The organism is Serratia sp. Nf2, assembly GCF_003028435.1.
Lineage (GTDB): Bacteria > Pseudomonadota > Gammaproteobacteria > Enterobacterales > Enterobacteriaceae > Serratia > Serratia marcescens_L.
Genome location: NZ_PYTW01000002.1, coordinates 529,043 through 549,031 on the forward strand (window position 1 = coordinate 529,043; position 19,989 = coordinate 549,031).

20 protein-coding genes are annotated in these 19,989 nt (G+C 60.9%); 14 read left to right on the forward strand and 6 right to left on the reverse strand.

Going from position 1 to position 19,989, the window contains the following annotated elements; all coding sequences use genetic code 11:
* The first annotated feature begins 1 nt into the window (after nucleotide 1).
* Nucleotides 2-736 carry a phosphoadenylyl-sulfate reductase gene (locus tag C9411_RS07480; RefSeq protein ID WP_016929052.1) on the forward strand — a complete coding sequence of 245 codons (735 nt, stop codon included), beginning with the start codon at nucleotides 2-4 and terminating at the stop codon, nucleotides 734-736.
* 55 nt (nucleotides 737-791) lie between these two features.
* On the opposite strand, the gene C9411_RS07485 is transcribed toward C9411_RS07480, so the two are convergent.
* On the reverse strand, nucleotides 792-1,862 hold the full coding sequence (locus C9411_RS07485) for an aminopeptidase (protein WP_060422571.1): 1,071 nt from the start codon (nucleotides 1,860-1,862) through the stop codon (nucleotides 792-794).
* Between the two features lie 261 nt (nucleotides 1,863-2,123).
* Here C9411_RS07485 and cysG point away from each other — a divergent pair, with 261 nt between their 5' ends.
* From cysG to C9411_RS07510, 5 genes are all read left to right on the forward strand, one after another.
* On the forward strand, nucleotides 2,124-3,554 hold the full coding sequence (gene cysG / locus C9411_RS07490) for a siroheme synthase CysG (RefSeq protein ID WP_107226775.1): 1,431 nt from the start codon (nucleotides 2,124-2,126) through the stop codon (nucleotides 3,552-3,554).
* Between the two features lie 22 nt (nucleotides 3,555-3,576).
* Nucleotides 3,577-4,485: a sulfate adenylyltransferase subunit CysD gene (cysD, locus tag C9411_RS07495; protein ID WP_063991376.1), complete on the forward strand. Its 909-nt coding sequence runs from the start codon at nucleotides 3,577-3,579 to the stop codon at nucleotides 4,483-4,485.
* A gap of 11 nt (nucleotides 4,486-4,496) precedes the next feature.
* Nucleotides 4,497-5,924 (forward strand): sulfate adenylyltransferase subunit CysN, encoded by a 1,428-nt coding sequence (gene cysN / locus C9411_RS07500; RefSeq protein ID WP_107226776.1) that lies wholly within the window; start codon nucleotides 4,497-4,499, stop codon nucleotides 5,922-5,924.
* Complete coding sequence (cysC, locus tag C9411_RS07505) at nucleotides 5,863-6,552, forward strand: adenylyl-sulfate kinase (protein WP_080473437.1); 690 nt, start codon at nucleotides 5,863-5,865, stop codon at nucleotides 6,550-6,552. The genes cysN and cysC overlap by 62 nt, the downstream gene beginning before the upstream one ends.
* Before the next feature lie 84 nt (nucleotides 6,553-6,636).
* Nucleotides 6,637-6,963 (forward strand): DUF3561 family protein, encoded by a 327-nt coding sequence (locus C9411_RS07510; protein ID WP_063991373.1) that lies wholly within the window; start codon nucleotides 6,637-6,639, stop codon nucleotides 6,961-6,963.
* Nucleotides 6,964-7,015: 52 nt separating this feature from the next.
* Here the strand turns inward: C9411_RS07510 and C9411_RS07515 are convergent, their stop codons facing one another.
* From C9411_RS07515 to C9411_RS07525, 3 genes are all read right to left on the reverse strand, one after another.
* On the reverse strand, nucleotides 7,016-7,738 hold the full coding sequence (locus C9411_RS07515; protein WP_060445929.1) for an amino acid ABC transporter ATP-binding protein: 723 nt from the start codon (nucleotides 7,736-7,738) through the stop codon (nucleotides 7,016-7,018).
* Complete coding sequence (locus tag C9411_RS07520) at nucleotides 7,722-8,441, reverse strand: amino acid ABC transporter permease (protein ID WP_042706788.1); 720 nt, start codon at nucleotides 8,439-8,441, stop codon at nucleotides 7,722-7,724. Before C9411_RS07520 ends, C9411_RS07515 begins: the two co-directional genes overlap by 17 nt.
* Nucleotides 8,442-8,555: 114 nt before the next feature.
* The gene (locus C9411_RS07525; protein ID WP_107226777.1) at nucleotides 8,556-9,326 is read right to left on the reverse strand and encodes a basic amino acid ABC transporter substrate-binding protein; all 771 of its coding nucleotides are present in this window, start codon (nucleotides 9,324-9,326) and stop codon (nucleotides 8,556-8,558) included.
* A gap of 403 nt (nucleotides 9,327-9,729) precedes the next feature.
* On the opposite strand from C9411_RS07525, the gene ftsB reads away from it, so the two are divergent.
* The 8 genes from ftsB to rpoS all read left to right on the forward strand — a co-directional run bounded on the left by ftsB (nucleotide 9,730) and on the right by rpoS (nucleotide 16,035).
* A complete protein-coding gene (ftsB, locus tag C9411_RS07530; RefSeq protein ID WP_021505314.1) occupies nucleotides 9,730-10,050 on the forward strand; it encodes a cell division protein FtsB in 321 nt (106 codons plus the stop codon).
* A 3-nt stretch (nucleotides 10,051-10,053) separates the two neighbouring features.
* Entirely contained in the window at nucleotides 10,054-10,761 is a 708-nt protein-coding gene (gene ispD, locus C9411_RS07535) for a 2-C-methyl-D-erythritol 4-phosphate cytidylyltransferase (RefSeq protein ID WP_107226778.1), read from the forward strand.
* A gap of 10 nt (nucleotides 10,762-10,771) precedes the next feature.
* Nucleotides 10,772-11,245 (forward strand): 2-C-methyl-D-erythritol 2,4-cyclodiphosphate synthase, encoded by a 474-nt coding sequence (gene ispF, locus C9411_RS07540; protein WP_004932594.1) that lies wholly within the window; start codon nucleotides 10,772-10,774, stop codon nucleotides 11,243-11,245.
* A 4-nt stretch (nucleotides 11,246-11,249) separates the two neighbouring features.
* Entirely contained in the window at nucleotides 11,250-12,296 is a 1,047-nt protein-coding gene (gene truD / locus C9411_RS07545) for a tRNA pseudouridine(13) synthase TruD (RefSeq protein WP_107226779.1), read from the forward strand.
* Nucleotides 12,277-13,038, forward strand: a complete 762-nt coding sequence (gene surE, locus C9411_RS07550) for a 5'/3'-nucleotidase SurE (protein ID WP_063991368.1) — start codon at nucleotides 12,277-12,279, stop codon at nucleotides 13,036-13,038. Before truD ends, surE begins: the two co-directional genes overlap by 20 nt.
* Nucleotides 13,032-13,658: a protein-L-isoaspartate(D-aspartate) O-methyltransferase gene (locus tag C9411_RS07555; RefSeq protein ID WP_004932585.1), complete on the forward strand. Its 627-nt coding sequence runs from the start codon at nucleotides 13,032-13,034 to the stop codon at nucleotides 13,656-13,658. The genes surE and C9411_RS07555 overlap by 7 nt, the downstream gene beginning before the upstream one ends.
* Before the next feature lie 325 nt (nucleotides 13,659-13,983).
* The gene (nlpD, locus tag C9411_RS07560) at nucleotides 13,984-14,982 is read left to right on the forward strand and encodes a murein hydrolase activator NlpD (RefSeq protein ID WP_063991367.1); all 999 of its coding nucleotides are present in this window, start codon (nucleotides 13,984-13,986) and stop codon (nucleotides 14,980-14,982) included.
* Nucleotides 14,983-15,036: 54 nt separating this feature from the next.
* The gene (gene rpoS, locus C9411_RS07565; protein WP_004932578.1) at nucleotides 15,037-16,035 is read left to right on the forward strand and encodes an RNA polymerase sigma factor RpoS; all 999 of its coding nucleotides are present in this window, start codon (nucleotides 15,037-15,039) and stop codon (nucleotides 16,033-16,035) included.
* Nucleotides 16,036-16,114: 79 nt separating this feature from the next.
* On the opposite strand, the gene mutS is transcribed toward rpoS, so the two are convergent.
* A complete protein-coding gene (gene mutS, locus C9411_RS07570) occupies nucleotides 16,115-18,670 on the reverse strand; it encodes a DNA mismatch repair protein MutS (protein ID WP_063991645.1) in 2,556 nt (851 codons plus the stop codon).
* A gap of 308 nt (nucleotides 18,671-18,978) precedes the next feature.
* Entirely contained in the window at nucleotides 18,979-19,971 is a 993-nt protein-coding gene (locus C9411_RS07575) for a hypothetical protein (RefSeq protein ID WP_233221887.1), read from the reverse strand.
* Nucleotides 19,972-19,989: the final 18 nt, after the last annotated feature.

Sequence of the window (19,989 nt, forward strand, 5' to 3'; positions counted from 1 at the left end):
CATGGCTGAATTCGATCTGGCGGCGCTGAACGCGTTGCCCAAATCCGGGCAGGCGCTGGCATTGGCGGTGGTCAACGGCCAACTGGAGACCCTCAGCGCCGAACAGCGCGTTGCATGGGCGCTGGAGCATCTGCCCGGCGAGTTCGTACTCTCGTCCAGTTTCGGCATTCAGGCGGCGGTATGTCTGCACCTGGTGACGCGCATCCGGCCGGATATCCCGGTGATCCTGACCGACACCGGTTACCTGTTCCCGGAAACCTACCGCTTTATCGATCAACTGACCGACCAGCTGAAGCTGAATCTGCAGGTGTTCCGCGCCGAACAGTCTCCCGCCTGGCAAGAGGCGCGCTATGGCAAACTGTGGGAACAGGGTGTGGAAGGGATTGAAAAGTACAACCAGATCAACAAGGTTGAGCCGATGAACCGCGCGCTGGAGACGCTGGGGGCGCAGAGCTGGTTCGCCGGCCTGCGGCGCGAGCAGTCCGGCAGCCGCGCCAATCTGCCGGTGCTGGCGGTGCAGCGCGGGGTGTTCAAGATCCTGCCGATCATCGACTGGGACAACCGCAAGATTTACCAGTATCTGACCGAGCACGGGCTGAGCTATCACCCGCTGTGGGAGCAGGGCTACCTGTCGGTAGGCGATACCCACACCACCCAGAAGTGGGAACCGGGCATGAGCGAGGAAGAGACGCGTTTCTTCGGGCTGAAGCGCGAGTGCGGCCTGCACGAAGGCTAAACGAGGCGAATCACACGACAGGGCTCAGCAATGCTGGGCCCTGTTTTTTTGCGGGCTACTTTTTCTTCTGTGCTTTCGGCGGGTGCGCCTGCGCCAGCTCTTTGATCAGCGGCAGCAGGATCTGCACGCTGTCGCGGCTGCGTTTGTCGATCCGCCCCGGCAGGTAGCGATCCAGGTACTGCAGGTTGTCATACTGCGGGCGGTGCCAGGTGATGCCCTGCGGGAAGTGCGGGCTGACGGCGCGCTGCTGGTAGCCGTCCTTGTCGCCCAGCGACCAGTTGGTGGCCTCCACCGACAGCACCGGGATGCCCGCCGCATCGAATACCTCTTGATCGGAGCAGCAGCCGGTGCCCTTCGGATGCTGTGCGCTGCCCGGATTGCTGGCGGCGGCGATGCCGTAGCGATGGGCGATATCCAGCGCGCGATCGCGGGAGCGTTTCGCCATCTGCGGCGGCGTGTTGCGCCCGGCGTTGAAGTACAGGCGATCGCCGGTGATCAGGCTGTCGAGGTTGATCACCAGCACGGTGTTGCTTTTCTCTTCCGCGCTCATGCGTTGCAGGTAGTTCTGTGCGCCCAGCGAGCCGAGCTCTTCGGCGCTGGTGGCGACGAAGCGCAGGCCGTAGGCGGTGGGGATGCTCTTCAGGCGCTCCGCCAGCTCCAGCATCACGCCGATGCCGGAGGCGTTGTCGTCGACGCCCTGCAGCGTCAGGCCGCCGAGGTTGTTATCCAGATCTTCGTCGCTCTGCGGCGTGTAGGTGTCGAAGTGGGCGACGATCACTATCTGTTTCGGACTGTCGCCGTTGCGGGCGGCGATCACCGAGCTGGCGGTGACGTTGTTCCAGTTCTTCTTGCCGTCTTTACTGGTGTAGAGATAGCGCGTGTTGACGCTGCGAATGTCGCTTTGGTAACCCATCTTGGCGAACTGCTGCTTCAGGTAGTCGGCGGTGAGCAATTCGGCCGGGCTGCCCGCCATGCGGCCGGGGAAATAAGTGGCGATGTGGCGGGTCTGTTCGGCGGCGAAACGGCCCATTGGCGCGTCTTTTGCGGGCTGTGCGGCACAAACGCTGAAGACGCCGCCGAGTGCGAGGGCCAGCAGGCTGGTCTTCAGGTAAAAACGGGAAAACATACCGAAAAATCCTTCTTTGCTATCGGCGCTGCCGATCATTTTTCTGCGGCACCCAGTATGAGACGCCGGGCGGCATTACACAATTTCCCCGTCTCTTAATTTTCGCGCTAACGCGCAAACCGTCGCCGCAGTTATCACCGTTTGCCTCTGGCGTTGCGGCCTATATTCCATAAAGGAACTAATCATTCCTTTTCGTCATTTCAGAGGCTAAATCTCAGCCCGTATAGTCACACTATCTTTCTGTTATATGAAAAGGCTGTTGTGGACTATCTACCAATATTCGCCGACCTGAAACAACGCCCGGTGCTGGTCGTTGGCGGCGGTGACGTGGCTGCGCGCAAAGTCGATCTGCTTCAGCGCGCCGGGGCTGAAATACGGATAGTTGCGCAGTCGCTCTCACCGGAACTGGAACAACAACGTCAGCGAGGGCAATTGCTCTGGCTGGGGAAAACCTTTGACCCGCAACAGCTGGACGACGTGTTTCTGGCGATCGCCGCCACGGACGACAACGCGCTGAACGCCGCGGTGTTCGCCGAAGCGGATAAACGCCGGGTGTTGGCCAACGTGGTGGACGACCAGCCGCGCTGCTCGTTCATCTTCCCGTCGATCATCGATCGCTCGCCGCTGGTGGTGGCCGTATCGTCCAGCGGCCAGGCGCCGGTACTGGCGCGGTTGCTGCGCGAAAAGCTGGAGGCGTTGCTGCCCGCCAGTTTGGGGCAGATGGCGCAGGTGGCGGGCCGCTGGCGTGGCCAGGTCAAACAGCGGCTGGCCTCGATCGGCGAGCGTCGCCGTTTCTGGGAGAAAGCCTTCGGCGGCCGTTTCGCCACGCTGGTGGCCAACGGCCAAACGGCGCAGGCGGAGCGGCAGCTGGAGCAGGATTTACACCGCTTCGCCGCAGGCGATGAAGGCGCGCAGGGCGAGATCGCCCTGGTGGGCGCCGGGCCGGGCGACGTGGGGCTGTTGACCCTGCGCGGGCTGCAGGTGATGCAGCTGGCGGACGTCGTATTGTATGACCACCTGGTCAGCGGCGAGATCCTCGATCTGGTGCGCCGCGACGCCGAGCGCATCTGCGTGGGCAAGCGCGCCGGCGCGCACTCGGTGATCCAGGAAGAGACCAACCGGCTGTTGGTGGAGCTGGCGCAGCAGGGCAAACGCGTGGTGCGCCTCAAGGGCGGCGATCCGTTCATCTTTGGCCGCGGCGGCGAAGAGCTGCAGGTAGCCGCCGCCGCCGGCATTCCGTTCCAGGTGGTGCCGGGCGTCACGGCCGCGGCGGGGGCGACCGCCTACGCCGGCATTCCGCTGACGCACCGCGATCACGCGCAGAGCGTGACCTTTATCACCGGCCACTGCCGCCCCGACGGCGATGGCCTGGACTGGGCCGATCTGGCCCGGGCGCGGCAGACGCTGGCTATCTACATGGGCACCATGAAGGCGGCGGACATCAGCCAACGCCTGATCGCCCACGGCCGCGCTGCCGATACGCCGGTGGCGGTGATCAGCCGCGGCACGCGCGCCGATCAGCAGGTGCAGATCGGTACGTTGGATCAACTGGAACATCTGGCCCACCGGGCGCCGCTGCCGGCGCTGCTGGTGATTGGCGAAGTGGTGGAACTGCACCATCAAATCGCCTGGTTCGGGCATCAATCGCAGACGGAAGGGGCCGCGCGCCCGGCCGTCGTGAATTTGGCATAAGCAAGGCTTTTAAGGACCTGTTATGGACGAAAAACGACTCACTCATTTGCGGCAATTGGAGGCGGAGAGTATCCATATCATCCGTGAAGTCGCCGCTGAATTCACCAACCCGGTGATGCTGTATTCCATCGGTAAAGACTCTTCCGTGATGCTGCATCTGGCGCGCAAGGCGTTCTTCCCCGGCACGCTGCCGTTCCCGCTGCTGCACGTCGATACCGGCTGGAAGTTCCGCGAAATGTACGAATTCCGCGATCGCACCGCGAAGGAGTACGGCTTCGAGCTGCTGGTGCATAAAAACCCGGAAGGGGTGGCGATGGGCATCAACCCGTTCGTGCACGGCAGCGCCAAGCATACCGACATCATGAAGACCGAGGGCCTGAAGCAGGCGTTGAACAAGTACGGTTTCGACGCTGCCTTCGGCGGTGCGCGGCGCGACGAGGAGAAATCGCGCGCCAAAGAGCGCATCTATTCGTTCCGCGATCGCTTCCACCGCTGGGATCCGAAAAACCAGCGGCCGGAGCTGTGGCACAACTACAACGGCCAGATCAACAAAGGGGAGAGCATCCGCGTCTTCCCGTTGTCGAACTGGACCGAGCTGGATATCTGGCAGTACATCTTCCTGGAAAAGATCGACATCGTGCCGCTGTACCTGGCGAAACCTCGCCCGGTGGTGGAGCGCGACGGCATGCTGATGATGGTGGACGACGATCGCATCGATCTGCAGCCGGGTGAAGTGATCAGCCAGCGCATGGTGCGTTTCCGCACCCTGGGGTGCTGGCCGCTGACCGGCGCGGTGGATTCGCAGGCGCAAACCCTGCCGGAGATCATTGAAGAGATGCTGGTCTCCACCACCAGCGAACGCCAGGGGCGGATGATCGACCGCGATCAGTCCGGCTCGATGGAGCTGAAAAAGCGTCAAGGGTATTTCTAAGGAGCCGCCGGATGAACAACGCAATTGCACAACAAATCGCTGACCAGGGCGGCGTCGAATCTTACCTGCACGCGCAGCAGCACAAGAGCCTGCTGCGCTTTCTGACCTGCGGCAGCGTCGATGACGGCAAAAGCACCCTGATCGGCCGCTTGCTGCACGATACCCGCCAGATCTACGAGGATCAGCTGTCGACGCTGCACAGCGACAGCAAACGCATCGGCACCCAGGGCGAGAAGCTCGATCTGGCGCTGCTGGTGGACGGCCTGCAGGCCGAGCGCGAGCAGGGCATCACTATCGACGTGGCCTATCGCTATTTCTCGACCGAAAAACGCAAATTTATCATCGCCGATACCCCGGGACACGAGCAGTACACCCGCAACATGGCCACCGGCGCCTCCACCTGCGATCTGGCGATCCTGTTGATCGACGCGCGCAAAGGGGTGCTGGATCAGACCCGCCGCCACAGTTTTATCGCGACCCTGCTGGGCATTCGCCATCTGGTGGTGGCGGTGAACAAAATGGATCTGGTGGACTACCAGGAAGCGGTGTTCGAGCAGTTCAAACAGGATTACCTGACCTTTGCCCAGCAGCTGCCAGGCGATCTGGATATCAAATTCGTGCCGCTGTCGGCGCTGGACGGCGACAACGTGGCGAGCGAAAGCGCCCATATGCCGTGGTACAGCGGCCCGACGCTGCTGGAAGTGCTGGAGAGCGTGGACGTGGTCAGCGAGCGTGAAAACCAGCCGCTGCGCTTCCCGGTGCAGTACGTCAACCGCCCGAACCTCGATTTTCGCGGCTATGCCGGCACGCTGTCGGCCGGCGTGGTGCGGGTGGGGCAACGGGTCAAGGTGCTGCCTTCCGGCGTGGAATCCAGCGTGGCGCGCATCGTGACCTTCGACGGCGATCTGCAAGAGGCGGTGCCGGGCGAGGCGATTACGCTGGTGCTGAAGGATGAGGTGGACATCAGCCGCGGCGATTTGCTGGTCGACGCCGGCGAAAGCCTGCAGGCGGCGCAGAGCGCGCTGGTGGACGTGGTATGGATGGCGGAGCAGCCGCTGGTGCCGGGCCAGAGTTACGACATCAAGATCGCCGGTAAAAAGACCCGCGCACGCGTGGAGAGCATTTGTCATCAGGTGGAGATCAATACGCTGGCGCAACACCCGGCCGACACCCTGCCGCTTAACGGCATCGGGTTGGTGGAGCTGACGTTCGACGAACCGCTGATGCTGGACAGCTACCAGAGCAATCACGACACCGGCGGGCTGATCTTCATCGATCGCATGAGCAACGTCACGGTCGGTGCCGGTCTGGTGCGTGAAACGCTGCAGGCCACTCCGGCGGCGCACGGCGAGTTCAGCGCCTTCGAGCTGGAGCTGAATGCGCTGGTGCGCAAGCACTTCCCGCACTGGGGCGCACGCGATCTGCTCGGTGGTCGATAAGGTGGCCGCCGAACTGAGGGCGACCGGGCCGGACGATGAGAACGTGGTTTGGCATCCGCACGCCGTGACGCGCGCGGATCGCGAAGCGCGCAACGGCCACCGCGGCGTGGTGCTGTGGTTTACCGGGCTGTCCGGCTCGGGCAAATCCACCGTCGCCGGCGCGCTGGAGCAGGCACTGCACGGGCTCGGCGTCAGCACCTATCTGCTGGACGGCGATAACGTGCGCCACGGCCTGTGCCGCGATCTCGGCTTCTCCGACGAAGATCGCCGCGAAAACATCCGCCGGGTGGGGGAAGTGGCCAAACTGATGGTGGACGCCGGGCTGGTGGTGCTGACCGCGTTCATTTCGCCGCACCGCGCCGAGCGGCAGATGGTGCGCGAGATGCTCGGCGACGATCGCTTTATCGAGGTGTTCGTCGACACGCCGTTGGCGATCTGCGAGGCGCGCGATCCGAAGGGATTGTATAAAAAAGCGCGCGCCGGCGAGCTGCGCAATTTCACCGGCATCGACGCGGTTTACGAGGCGCCGCAGCGGCCTGAAATCCACCTCGATGGCCAACAATTGGTAACAAATTTGATTGCGCAATTGTTAGACGTGTTGCGTGGTCAGGCTATTATCAAACCCTGAATTCAAAAAAAGCGTGTGGCGTTTTTCGCCATGCGCTTTTTACTCTAAGCCGCCGCAGAGCGAGCCGAATAACCAGGGATCACTATGCAAAATGTCACGCCTATCTTGATCGACTCCAAGCAGTCAAAACAGGAGAGAGAGGAGCCTTCTTATTCTTTCCTGGGCGGCGTCAGCGGCTTTGTTTTCTACTGGCTGGCGTTCGCGTTGCCGTTCCTGGTTTACGGTTCCAACACGCTGTTTTTCCTGCTCTATACCTGGCCGTTCTTCCTGGCGCTGATGCCGCTGTCGGTGCTGATCGGCATCACCCTCAGCACGCTGTTGCGCGGCCGTCTGATCCTGACGCTGCTGCTGACTGGCGCCATCGTGCTGTGCCTGTTCTGGCTGGTGTTCAGCTTCTTAACCGGGTGGTGAGAGAGCGGGCGCCGATGCCGGCGCCCGAAGGATTGCAAAGCGGTGCCGAAGGTTACAAAACTTTGCTCAGAAACGCCTGTGTGCGCGGATTGGCCGGATGGCTGAAGATCTGCTGCGGCGCACCTTCCTCCTGAATGATCCCCTGATCGATAAACAGCACCCGATCGGCCACCTCGCGGGCAAAGCCCATCTCATGCGTGACTACCACCATGGTCATGCCCTCGTGTGCCAGCGATTTCATCACCGCCAACACTTCGCCCACCAGCTCCGGATCGAGCGCGGAGGTCGGTTCGTCGAACAGCATGATCTTCGGCTCCATCGCCAGCGCGCGGGCGATGGCGACCCGCTGCTGCTGGCCGCCGGACAGGCTGTTGGGGTAGGCGTCTATCTTGTCGAGCAGCCCGACCTTGTGCAGCAGCTGCTCGGCTTGTGCGATGGCTTCGGCGCGCGGCTGCTTCTTCACGCTCACCGGCGCCATGATGATGTTTTCCAACACCGTCATGTGCGGGAACAGGTTGAAGCGCTGGAACACCATCCCCACGCTTTCACGCATCTTGTTCAGGTCGGTTTTCTGATCGTGGACGGCGAAGCCATTCACCTCGATCTCGCCGCCGGAGAGCGTCTCCAGCGCGTTGATGCAGCGCAGGAAGGTGCTTTTTCCCGAGCCGGAGGGGCCGATGACGCATACCACTTCGTTGGCGGCGATCCGGCAGGAAATGCCGCGCAGCACGTGGCTCTCGCCGAACTGTTTTTGCAGGTTATGTACGCGAATCACTTTTACCGAACCTCTTTTCCATGTGTTGCACCAGCAGTGAGAGCAGGAAGGTGATGACCCAATAGACCAGCGAAATGGTCAGATAGGGCTCCCAGTAGGTGGCGTAGGCGCCGGAGACGGTACGGGCGGCATAGGCCAGATCCGCCAGGCCGATGGCGGAGGCCAGCGACGAATCCTTGACGATGGCGATGGCGTTGTTGCCCAGCGGCGGCAGCATGCGGCGGAAGGCCTGCGGCAGGATCACCTGGCGCATGGTCTTGCCGTAGCTCATGCCCAGCGAGCGCGAAGCCTCCATCTGGCCGCGGTCAATCGACTGGATCCCGGCGCGGAAGATCTCCGACACATAGGCGCCGGCGTTGAGCGTGATCGCCACCACGCAGGAAAGAAAGGCACCGTAATCGGCGCGCAGCGCACGGGCGAAATCGACGCTCATCAGGCCGCTGGTGACCAGCAGGCCGTCACGCGGGTTGATGAACAGCGGCACCAGCGCGAAGTGCACCACCATGATTTGTACGAACAGCGGCGTGCCGCGAAAGGCGCTGATGTAGATGCGTACCGGCCACTGAACGCCGTAATGCAGGATGGGTTTCCAGATGCCGTGCGGCGCCTGCGCCAAACGCCCCAGCCCGAGGATCAAGCCCCAGGTGGTGCCGAGCAGTACGCAGATAATGGTGCATTTGATGGTCATCCAGGCGCCTTCCATAAACAGCGGCGCGTATTCCTGGATGATCTCCCAGCGGAAGTTCAAAGGGTATTCCTTCTTGGTGTGCTGAAACGGTGGCGCGCCGACGGCCTGGCGGGCGCCGGCGACAGAGTGTTATTCCGCCGGCAGCGTCGGCACGTTGCTGTCGAACCAGGTTTGGTAGATCTTGGCGTAGGTGCCGTCGGCGACGATCTTCTTCAGGCCGGCGTTGATCTTGTTACGCAGTTCGTCGTTGCCTTTGGCGACGGCGATGCCGAAATACTGGCGCTCAAACTTGGCGTCGGGCACCAGTTTGAAGGCTTTCTCCGGATGGGTCTTGATATAGAACTTGGCCACGCCAACGTCGCCGACCGCCGCGCCGATGCCGTCTTCATACAGCTCCTGCAGCATCAGCGGGGTATTATCGAAGCGCTTGATGGCGGTGCTGTTTTTGCCCAGCACGTCGGACACCACGATATCGCCGGTGCTGGAGTTCACCACGCCGACCTTCAGCGTTTTCAGCGCGGCGATGGAGTCTACCGTCGAGTCTTTCGGCACCACGATGGCCTGCTCGGCCGGGAAGTATGGCGCCGAGAAATCAACCATTTGTTTGCGTTTGTCGGTGATGGTGATGCCGGAAATGATGATGTCGCGATCGCCGGAATTCAAGGTGGCGAAGATCCCCTCCCACGGCGTATTGATCAGTTTGATTTGGAAACCTTCGGCCTTGGCTACCGCTTTGATGATGTCGATGTCGAAACCTTCCAGCTGCTTTTGGCTATTTTCAAACTCGAACGGCCGATAGGTGCCGCCGGAGCCGACGACGTAGGTAGTTTCAGCCGCCAACGCGACGGTGGAGAAGGTGGCGGCCAGGCAGGCGCCGATCAGAACTAAACGTTTTAACATCGCGATCCCCGATAATGAAAGGTTATATATTGGAATTATTTATGCACTATGAGTGCATAAAAATAAGCTTCAATGAATGAAAGTACAACCCCTGTATAAGGATTATTCTTTCTATGGTGTTAAATATTCACTTTTTTCGTTGCTGTGGCGTAAGCGATGGGTCAGGAGGCGGCTGTGCAGTGGTTCTTGCTGCATAATGGGTGAAGGGCAGGGTATGCTTCATTGCAAAACGCGTCGCGCGCATCGGGCAAAAGGGGCTTTTTTTGCCGCTTTCGCCGTGGAATTAGTCGATAAACTCGGGAATCCTTCATCCGTATTCTGAATTTGGCGTTGAAATGCCGCTCTCAGTGTGGAGTCCAACGAGAAGTTGTGGGATGATTGGTCGGTTTTTCAGGGGGCGGAGATGGGAAAACTTACGCTGCTATTGCTGGCATTGCTCGGTTGGTTACAGTATTCACTGTGGCTGGGCAAAAATGGTATTCACGATTACGTGCGAGTCAATGAAGACGTTGCGGTCCAGCAGGGCAGCAACGCCAAGTTGAAAGCGCGTAACGATCAGCTGTTTGCCGAAATCGATGATTTGAACGGCGGTCAGGAAGCGATCGAAGAGCGAGCGCGTAATGAGCTGGGCATGATCAAGCCCGGTGAGACTTTCTATCGTCTGGTTCCTGACCAATCCAGACGCAACGCGGCGTCTTCCTCGCAAAATAACGCACAAAAATAACGCATGAATCACTCCGCAGGCACCTTTCCCTCGGTGATTGCCGTCCTGCCCGCTGCCGGTATCGGCAGCCGCATGCAGGCGGAATGCCCGAAGCAATATTTAACCATCGGCCGGCACAGCATCGTCGAGCACGCCATCCACGCCCTGTTGCGTCATCCGCGCATTGAGCGGGTGATCGTGGCGATCGGCCCCGAAGATCGCCAGTTCGAACAGTTGCCGATCGCCCAGGATCCGCGGGTGATCGTCACTGAGGGCGGCAAACAGCGCGCCGATTCGGTGATGGCCGGGCTGAAGCTGGCGGGCGATGCGGACTGGGTGCTGGTGCACGACGCTGCGCGCCCCTGCCTGCACGCCGACGATCTCGAGCGCCTGCTGGCGATCACCGTACACAGCAAGGTCGGCGGCATTCTCGCCGCCCCGGTGCGCGACACCATGAAGCGCGCCGAACCCGGCCGCGAAACCATCGCCCACACCGTCGAACGGCAGGATCTGTGGCATGCGCTGACGCCGCAGCTGTTTCCGCTGCCGCTGCTCAAGCAGTGCCTGCAGCGCGCGCTGGATGAAGGCGCGAACGTCACCGACGAAGCCTCGGCGCTGGAGCATTGCGGCTATCATCCGCTGCTGGTCGCCGGCCGGGCGGACAACATTAAAGTAACGCGGCCGGAGGATTTGGCGCTGGCGGCGTTCTATTTGACTCAGTTGGACAATTAAGGAGCGCATCATGCGTATCGGTCACGGTTTTGACGTACATAAATTCGGCGGCGAAGGCCCGTTAGTGATCGGCGGTGTTCGCATCCCTTACGACAAAGGTTTGTTGGCCCATTCCGACGGTGACGTCGCGCTGCATGCGGCGACCGACGCCTTGCTGGGCGCGGCGGCGCTGGGCGATATCGGCAAGCTGTTCCCCGATACCGATCCGGCCTTCAAGGGCGCCGACAGCCGCGAGCTGCTGCGCGAAGCCTGGAAACGCATCCGCGCCAAAGGGTATCGCCTCGGCAACCTCGATATCACCATCATCGCCCAGGCGCCGAAAATGGCGCCGCACATCCCGCAGATGCGCGTCTTCCTGGCGGAAGATCTGCAGTGCCATATGGATGACGTCAACGTGAAGGCTACCACCACCGAGCAGCTCGGTTTCACCGGGCGCGGCGAGGGCATCGCCTGCGAAGCGGTCGCCTTGCTGATCAAGGAATAATTGCATGGATATGGCGAATCTGACCTGGCTGCATGGCCGGCCGCAGAGCACCGGGGTGTTGAAAGCCAATCCGGAAGATTTCGTGGTGGTGGAAGACCTGGGCTTTGCGCCGGATGGCGAAGGCGAGCACGTGCTGGTGAACATCCGTAAAAACGGCTGCAATACCCAGTTCGTGGCCGACTATTTGGCGCGTTTCGCCGGTATCCATGCACGTTCCGTCAGCTATGCGGGCTTGAAGGATCGCCACGCGGTGACCGAACAGTGGTTCTGCCTGCACATGCCGGGCAAGGACACGCCGGATTTCTCCCAGTTTGCGCTGGAAGGCTGCGAGGTGCTCTCGTCAGCCCGCCACCTGCGTAAAATGCGCATCGGCAACCTGAAAGGCAACCACTTTACGCTGGTGCTGCGCCAGATTTCCGACCGGCAGGACGTGGAACGCCGTCTGCAGGCCATCGCCGCGCAGGGCGTGCCAAACTATTTCGGCAGCCAACGCTTCGGCCGCGGCGGCAATAACCTGGTGATGGCGCGCCGCTGGGCGAACGACGAAATCCGCGTCAAAGAGCGCAGCAAACGCAGTTTCTACCTTTCCGCCAGCCGCAGCGCACTGTTTAATCTGCTCGCGAGCACGCGCCTGGCCGAAGGCCTGCAGCGCACCGTGCTGGAGGGGGACGCCCTGCAGCTGAGCGGCCGCGGCAGTTGGTTCGTCGCCAAGGCCGATGAGCTGGAGACGCTGCAACAGCGGCTGGATGCCGGTGAGCTGGTTGTCACCGCGACGTTGCCGGGCGACGGCGGGCCGGGTACTGCCGGCGATGCGTTGGCATTTGAACAACAATGCTTGGCGGAGCAGCCGGAATTGCTTACGCTTTTAAAGCGCGAGCGTGTCGAACCCGCTCGTCGGGCCCTGCTGTTGCAGCCGCAAAATATGCTGTGGAACTGGTGGGATGACGTTACCGTGGAACTGCGCTTCTGGCTGCCGGCAGGCAGCTTCGCCACCAGCGTGGTTCGCGAGATCATGCAGCAGGATGACAGTAATGCGGATATTGCTGAGTAACGATGACGGCGTTAGCGCCCCGGGCATTCAGGTGCTGGCGGCGGCGCTGCGGGAATTTGCCGAGGTGCAGGTCGTGGCGCCGGATCGTAATCGCAGCGGCTCTTCCAATGCCCTGACGCTGGAGTCGCCGCTGCGCACGCAGACGCTGGCCAACGGCGATATTGCGGTGCTGCAGGGGACGCCGACCGACTGTGTCTACCTTGGCGTCAACGCTTTGATGCGCCCGGCGCCGGATATTGTGGTCTCCGGCATCAACGCCGGGCCGAATTTGGGCGACGACGTCATCTATTCCGGCACCGTCGCGGCGGCGATGGAGGGGCGGCATCTGGGGCTGCCCGCGTTGGCGGTGTCGTTGAACGGCCACCAGCACTATGCGACCGCCGCCGTCATTACCTGCCGTATCCTGCGCGCGTTGCAGCGTGAGCCGTTGCGTACCGGAAAAATCCTGAATATCAACGTACCGGATCTGCCGCTGGCGGAGATCAAAGGCTTGCGCGTTACCCGCTGCGGCAGCCGCCATCCCGCCGACACGGTTTTCTGCCAGCAGGATCCGCGCGGACAAAATCTCTACTGGATCGGGCCGCCTGGTGATAAATTTGATGCCGGGCCGGATACCGACTTTGCGGCGGTGGAACAAGGCTATGTGGCGATCACGCCGCTGCAGGTGGATTTGACCGCCTACGCGGCGCAGGAAGTCGTGACAACATGGTTAACCAAGGCAGAGGTTAGCGGGGAATGGTGAACAAGCGTATGCAAACATTGCTGACGCAGCTGCGTCAGCAGGGGATCCGGGACGAAAAGCTGCTGCGGGCGATCGAAGCGGTGCCGCGCGAGCGTTTTGTCGACGAAGCGCTGGATCACAAAGCCTACGAAAACACCGCATTGCCGATCGGTTCCGGTCAGACCATTTCTCAGCCTTATATGGTGGCGCGGATGACCGAGCTGCTGAACCTGAAGCCCACCTCAAGGGTGCTGGAGATCGGCACCGGTTCCGGTTATCAAACCGCTATCCTGGCGCATCTGGTGCAACACGTTTGTTCCGTCGAGCGCATCAAGGGGCTGCAGTGGCAGGCCAAGCGCCGGCTGAAGCAGCTCGATCTCCACAATGTTTCTACCCGCCACGGCGACGGCTGGCAGGGCTGGGCGTCGCGCGGCCCGTTCGATGCGATCATCGTCACCGCCGCACCGCCGGAGATCCCGCAGGCGCTGGTGGAGCAGTTGGACGACGGCGGCATTTTGGTGTTGCCGGTGGGCGAGCAGGCCCAAACCCTCAAACGCATTCAGCGTCATGGCAACGATTTCGTTGTCGATGCGGTCGAAGCGGTGCGCTTTGTTCCGCTGGTGAAAGGCGAATTGGCCTAGCGATTGTCTGAATTTTCGACCGTCGGCAAAATCTGTTGCACTTTCATCACGTCCGGATAAGGTTTTCTCGTTCCAATCAGGCTAATTTTCACTAGAATTGGCCTTTCTACGTAGTTGTCTTATGGTGCGGCGACGTCAATGTGGTTAGCATTGGCGCGCGTTTTGATGCTCCGGCGGGAGATGACCTGGCGTTCAGGGATCGGCCGGCGGCGCCTTTACATCGCAGAAACTGGGAAGTGGCAAAAGCTCGGCTACGATGTAAAGGGTATTTTGGATATATCACTGATATTGCTGTCATGGGGGAAGCATGAGCACGGGAAGCCCAATGATTACGTTACGCCGGGTTGCGGTGTGTACGATGGTAAGTTTGTGGTTGGCGGGTTGTACGAATACGGCCTCGACGTCGGCCCCTATCAGCAGCGTGGGCGGCGGCGGTGCCGTTCCATCCGGCAATAATAATGGCGGAGTGCAGCAGGCCAGCCCAGAGGGCCGCATTGTCTATAATCGCAGTTATACCGCCATTCCTAAAGGGAGTTACAGCGGCGGTGAAACTTATACGGTCAAGCGCGGCGACACGCTGTTTTACATCGCCTGGATCACCGGCAATGATTTCCGCGACTTGGCGCAGCGCAACAATATTCCCGAGCCATACAGCCTGAATGTTGGCCAAACCATTCAGCTTGGTAATGGTTCTGCTAACGGCGGCGGCGGCATGTTGGCGACGACAGACGCGACCAAAGGCGGTGTTCCGAAGCCACCTTCCAGCTCCCAGATCCAGACGGCAACGGTTGATTCTCAATCAACTAACGCGTATTCTGAAAACTCGGGTAAACAGAATGTAGGTAAGATGTTACCTGCAGCAGGTGCCGCAGCGGTTGGGACCGCGACTGCGCCTGTTACCGCGCCGGAAGCCGCTCCACCAGTGAGCAGCACCGTCAGCAACAGCGCTCCGGTCAGTACCTGGAGATGGCCGACTGACGGTAAGGTTATTGATAACTTTTCCTCATCAGAAGGTGGGAATAAGGGTGTCGATATCGCCGGTTCCCGTGGGCAGCCTATCTTCGCTACCGCCGATGGTCGTGTAGTGTATGCAGGCAACGCTTTACGGGGCTACGGTAATCTAATCATCATCAAACATAATGATGATTACCTGAGCGCCTACGCTCATAACGACACAATGCTGGTCCGGGAACAACAAGAAGTGAAGGCGGGTCAAAAAATAGCCACCATGGGTAGCACCGGTACCAGTTCAGTACGTTTGCATTTTGAAATTCGTTACAAGGGGAAATCCGTAAACCCGCTGCGTTATCTTCCGCAGCGATAGATTGGGCAGAATACGCTGAGATTCTGCTCGCGGTATCACGGGTAGGAGCAGCATATGAGCCAAAATACGCTGAAAGTTAACGAGTTACATGATGATGCGGATTTCGACGAGAATGGAGCTGAGGCCGAGTCGTTTGATGAAAAAGCGCTGGTAGAAGAAGAGACCAGCGAGAACGATTTAGCGGAAGAAGAGCTGTTGTCTCAAGGCGTTACGCAACGCGTATTGGATGCGACGCAGCTCTATCTGGGTGAGATCGGTTATTCACCTCTGCTGACCGCAGAGGAAGAAGTCTATTTTGCGCGGCGTGCTCTGCGCGGTGACGTGCCGTCCCGCCGCCGCATGATTGAAAGCAACCTGCGGCTGGTGGTGAAAATCGCCCGCCGCTACAGCAACCGCGGTCTGGCGCTGCTGGATTTGATCGAAGAGGGTAACCTCGGTCTGATTCGGGCAGTGGAAAAATTCGACCCGGAACGCGGTTTTCGCTTCTCCACTTACGCAACCTGGTGGATCCGTCAGACGATTGAACGGGCGATCATGAACCAAACCCGTACCATTCGTTTGCCTATCCATATCGTCAAAGAACTGAATGTCTATCTGCGCACCGCGCGCGAGCTTTCCCACAAGCTGGATCATGAACCGAGCGCTGAAGAAATTGCCGAGCAACTCGACAAGCCGGTGGATGACGTCAGCCGCATGCTGCGCCTGAATGAGCGCATCACCTCGGTGGATACGCCGCTGGGCGGGGATTCTGAGAAAGCGCTGCTGGACATTCTGGCCGACGAAAAGGACAACGGGCCTGAAGACACCACGCAAGACGACGATATGAAGCAAAGCATCGTCAAATGGCTGTTCGAACTGAACGCCAAACAGCGTGAAGTGTTGGCGCGTCGTTTCGGCCTACTGGGCTATGAAGCGGCGACGCTGGAAGACGTAGGCCGGGAGATTGGCCTGACGCGCGAGCGCGTCCGTCAGATTCAGGTTGAAGGTCTGCGCCGTCTGCGTGAGATTCTGCAGATGCAGGGCCTGAGCATTGAGGCGCTGTTCCGCGAATAACGCCGGTTGTTGAACCGCATCAAATAAAAACGGTGAGCATGATGCTCACCGTTTTTTTATGCCCGCGTTTGGCGCCAGGTTACACCATATTTTTCAGCCGGTAGATCCATTCCAGCGCCTGGCGTGGCGACAGGGAATCCGGATCAAGCCCCTCCAGGGCTTCTACCGCCGGCGAGGTTTCTTCCTGCAGCAGCGTCATCTGGGTAGCATCGACGCTGCCCGAGGCGGTGTGGCTGGAGATTGACTCCAGCTCGCGCAGCTTCTGACGGGCGCGCTTGATGACGTCGCGCGGCACGCCGGCCAGCGCGGCGACCGCCAGGCCATAGCTTTTGCTGGCGGCACCGTCCTGTACGCTGTGCATGAAGGCGATGGTATCACCATGTTCGAGCGCGTCCAGATGCACGTTGACCACGCCTTCCATTTTCTCCGGCAAGGTCGTCAGCTCGAAGTAGTGGGTGGCGAACAGCGTCATCGCCTTGATGCGGTTGGCCAGGTTTTCGGCGCAGGCCCAAGCCAGCGACAGGCCGTCGTAGGTGGAGGTGCCGCGGCCGATTTCATCCATCAACACCAGGCTGTGCTCGGTGGCGTTGTGCAGGATGTTGGCGGTTTCGGTCATTTCCACCATGAAGGTGGAGCGGCCGGAAGCCAGATCGTCCGCCGCGCCGACGCGGGTGAAGATGCGATCCACCGGGCCGATGGTGGCCTTGGTGGCCGGCACGTAGCTGCCGATGTGCGCCATCAGCACGATCAGCGCCGTTTGCCGCATATAGGTACTTTTACCCCCCATGTTCGGGCCGGTGATGATCAGCATGCGGCGCTGTGGCGACAGGGTGAGCGGGTTGGAGATAAACGGCTCGCTCAGCACCTGCTCAACCACCGGGTGGCGGCCTTCGGTAATGCGGATCCCCGGCTGCTCGCTCATGGTCGGGCAAGCGTAGTTTAGGGTATCGGCGCGCTCGGCCAGGTTGGCCAGCACGTCCAGCTCGGCCAGTGCGGCGGCGCTTTGCTGCAGCTCCGCCAGGTGCGGCAGCAGCAGATCAAACAGCTCGTCGTACAGGCTTTTCTCGATCGCCAGCGCCTTGCCCTTGGAGGTGAGCACTTTGTCTTCGTACTCTTTCAATTCCGGGATGATATAGCGCTCGGCGTTTTTCAGCGTCTGACGGCGAACATAGTGGATCGGCACCAGGTGGCTTTGGCCACGGCTGACCTGAATGTAGTAGCCGTGTACGCCGTTAAAACCGACCTTGAGCGTATCCAGCCCCAGTTTTTCACGCTCGCGGATCTCCAGCCGATCGAGATAATCGCTGGCGCCATCGGCCAGTGCGCGCCACTCGTCCAGTTCGCTGTTGTAACCGGGGGCGATCACGCCGCCGTCGCGTACCAGCACCGGCGGCGACTCAATGACCGCGCGTTCCAGCAGCTCACGCAGATCGTCGAACTGGCCCACCTGCGACAACAGTTGCTGCACGTGTGGGGTATCCACATCTTGCAGCAGCGCGCGGATGTCCGGCAGTTGCTGGAAAGCATGGCGCATGCGCGCCAGATCGCGCGGCCGGGCGGTGCGCAGCGCCAAACGCGCCAAAATTCGCTCCTGATCGCCCACCTGACGCAGCGAAGGCTGCAGATCGGTGAACAGGTCCTGCAATGCGCCGATCGCCTGTTGGCGGGCGGTGAGAACCTTGATATCGCGGGTCGGCATGTGCAGCCAGCGTTTCAGCATACGGCTGCCCATCGGCGTGACCGTGCGATCGAGGATCGCCGCCAGCGTGTTGTCGCTGCCGCCGGACAGGCTCTGCGTCAGCTCCAGATTGCGGCGGGTCGCGGCGTCCATGATGATACCGTCCTGCTGGCGCTCCATGGTGATGCCGCGAATGTGCGGCAGCGAAGTGCGCTGGGTATCTTTGACGTACTGCAGCAGGCAGCCGGCGGCGCGCAGTGCCTGGTGCGCCTGTTCGACGCCGAAACCGGTCAAGTCGCGGGTACCGAATTGCAGGTTGAGCTGCTGACGCGCGGTCTCAAGCTCGAATTCCCACAGCGGGCGGCGGCGCAGGCCGTGGCGCTGTTCGATCAGCGCCATTTGTTCGAAGGTTTCCGGGTAGAGCAGCTCGGCCGGATTGGTGCGCTGCAGCTCGGCGGCCATGGTTTCCAGATCCTGCGGCTCGGCGACGCGGAAGCGGCCGGAGCTGACGTCCAGGGTGGCGTAGCCGAAGCCGCGCGCGTCCTGCCAGATTGCCGCCAGCAGGTTATCTTGGCGCTCTTGCAGCAGCGCTTCGTCGGTGATGGTGCCGGGAGTGACGATACGCACCACTTTGCGTTCGACCGGCCCTTTGCTGGTGGCCGGATCGCCGATCTGCTCGCAGAGGGCGACGGACTCGCCGAGCTGCACCAGCTTGGCCAGGTAGTTCTCCACTGCGTGGTGCGGCACGCCGGCCATCGGGATCGGTTCACCCGCCGAGGCGCCGCGTTTGGTCAGCGAGATATCCAGCAGTTGGGAAGCGCGCTTGGCGTCGTCGTAAAACAGCTCGTAGAAGTCGCCCATGCGGTAGAACAGCAGGATTTCAGGATGCTGGGCCTTGAGGCGCAGGTACTGCTGCATCATCGGCGTATGCGAATCGAGTTTATCGGTGCTATTCATGCGATTATTTTTCCAATCCATTGAATGTAAAGGGAACTGTGATTTTCATTGTCGTCATTCGCTATCACATTGTTTCAGCAGGCGCCGCCCCATTCAGCGCTTGGCGGGCGGCGCAAATCAAATCATCAAAACGCCAGACGGCGCGCTCAAACCTGAGGTTTGCACAGACGCTTATACTAGCCCAGCGGGCAATCGGCTGTCACAGGTAAAAATGGGAAGCGCTGCGCAAGGCGAGGTTGCAACGAAGCGAGATTGTCGTTTGCCTGCGGGCAACAACGCAAGTCGCCGCCCGCAGTGAGGCGGCGAATTTATTGTGCGGCGGTGAGAGGCAGGGGCAGTTGATAAAGGCGGAAGCTGTCGGGCACTTCGGTTTCATGGCCGGGCAGCAGGCGGTGGCGGATGCGCGATTCGCTGACGAAGGCACAGCCTTGTGGTGTGATAGTCAGATTGACCGGTGATTCCATGCCTTCGCGCAAGACCTCAATCCGGTGCGAGCCTGCCGCCTTGGGGGACGGGATCCGCAGGATCCGCCCTTGGCCGCTCTGGATCCCGTTCTCCAGCACGATCAGCGCGCCGTCCGGTGCCAATCCCATTCCGTCCGGGTTTTCAATCAGGCGCGGCAGCTGCATTTCCGTCAGCTGCGGCTTTGGATCGTTATAGCTGAGGGTATAGAGCTTACCGGTGCCGAAATTGGCGACAGCCATCTGCCGGTTGTCGAGCAGTACGATACCGGCGGCGCCCAGCCCGCTGGGGGCCGCTAACCGCGCATCCTGATACAACGTACTGAATGCCGCTTCGCCCGGCCGCAGGCGCAGGATGCCGCCGCCGCGGGTTTCCGTCACGTACACTGTACCGTCTGCACCGAGCACGATATCGTTGCCCATTTCCCCCGTCGGCAGTGCCAGGCTGCGGTTGAGGGTGCCATCCGCGACGTTCAGCGCATAAATGCGGTTGGCGCGCGTTTTGCCGCCGGAGAGGAAGTCCGGCGAGTTTCCCCACAGCAACCCGCGCCGTTCGTCCAGCCGCAGCGCGTTTGAGGCGAACACCGTGTCAGCGCCGGGGAAGAAGGTTTCCCACGCCTGACCCGGCCGTTTGCGCAGCACGTTGCCGCTGGTGATCAGCCCGACATACAGCGTGCCGTCCGCCGCACGGGCGATGCCGTTGGGGTAAAGCGCGCCGGGCGGCAGCGTCATGCTGCTTTCTGTGCAGTCTGCGCTGATGGCGGCCTGCGCCGGCGCGTTAAGGGTGAGTGCGGTAGCGAGGGTGAACAACGCCGCTCGCGCGGTAACAGCGTATGACATGTTTCTCTCCGGGAATGA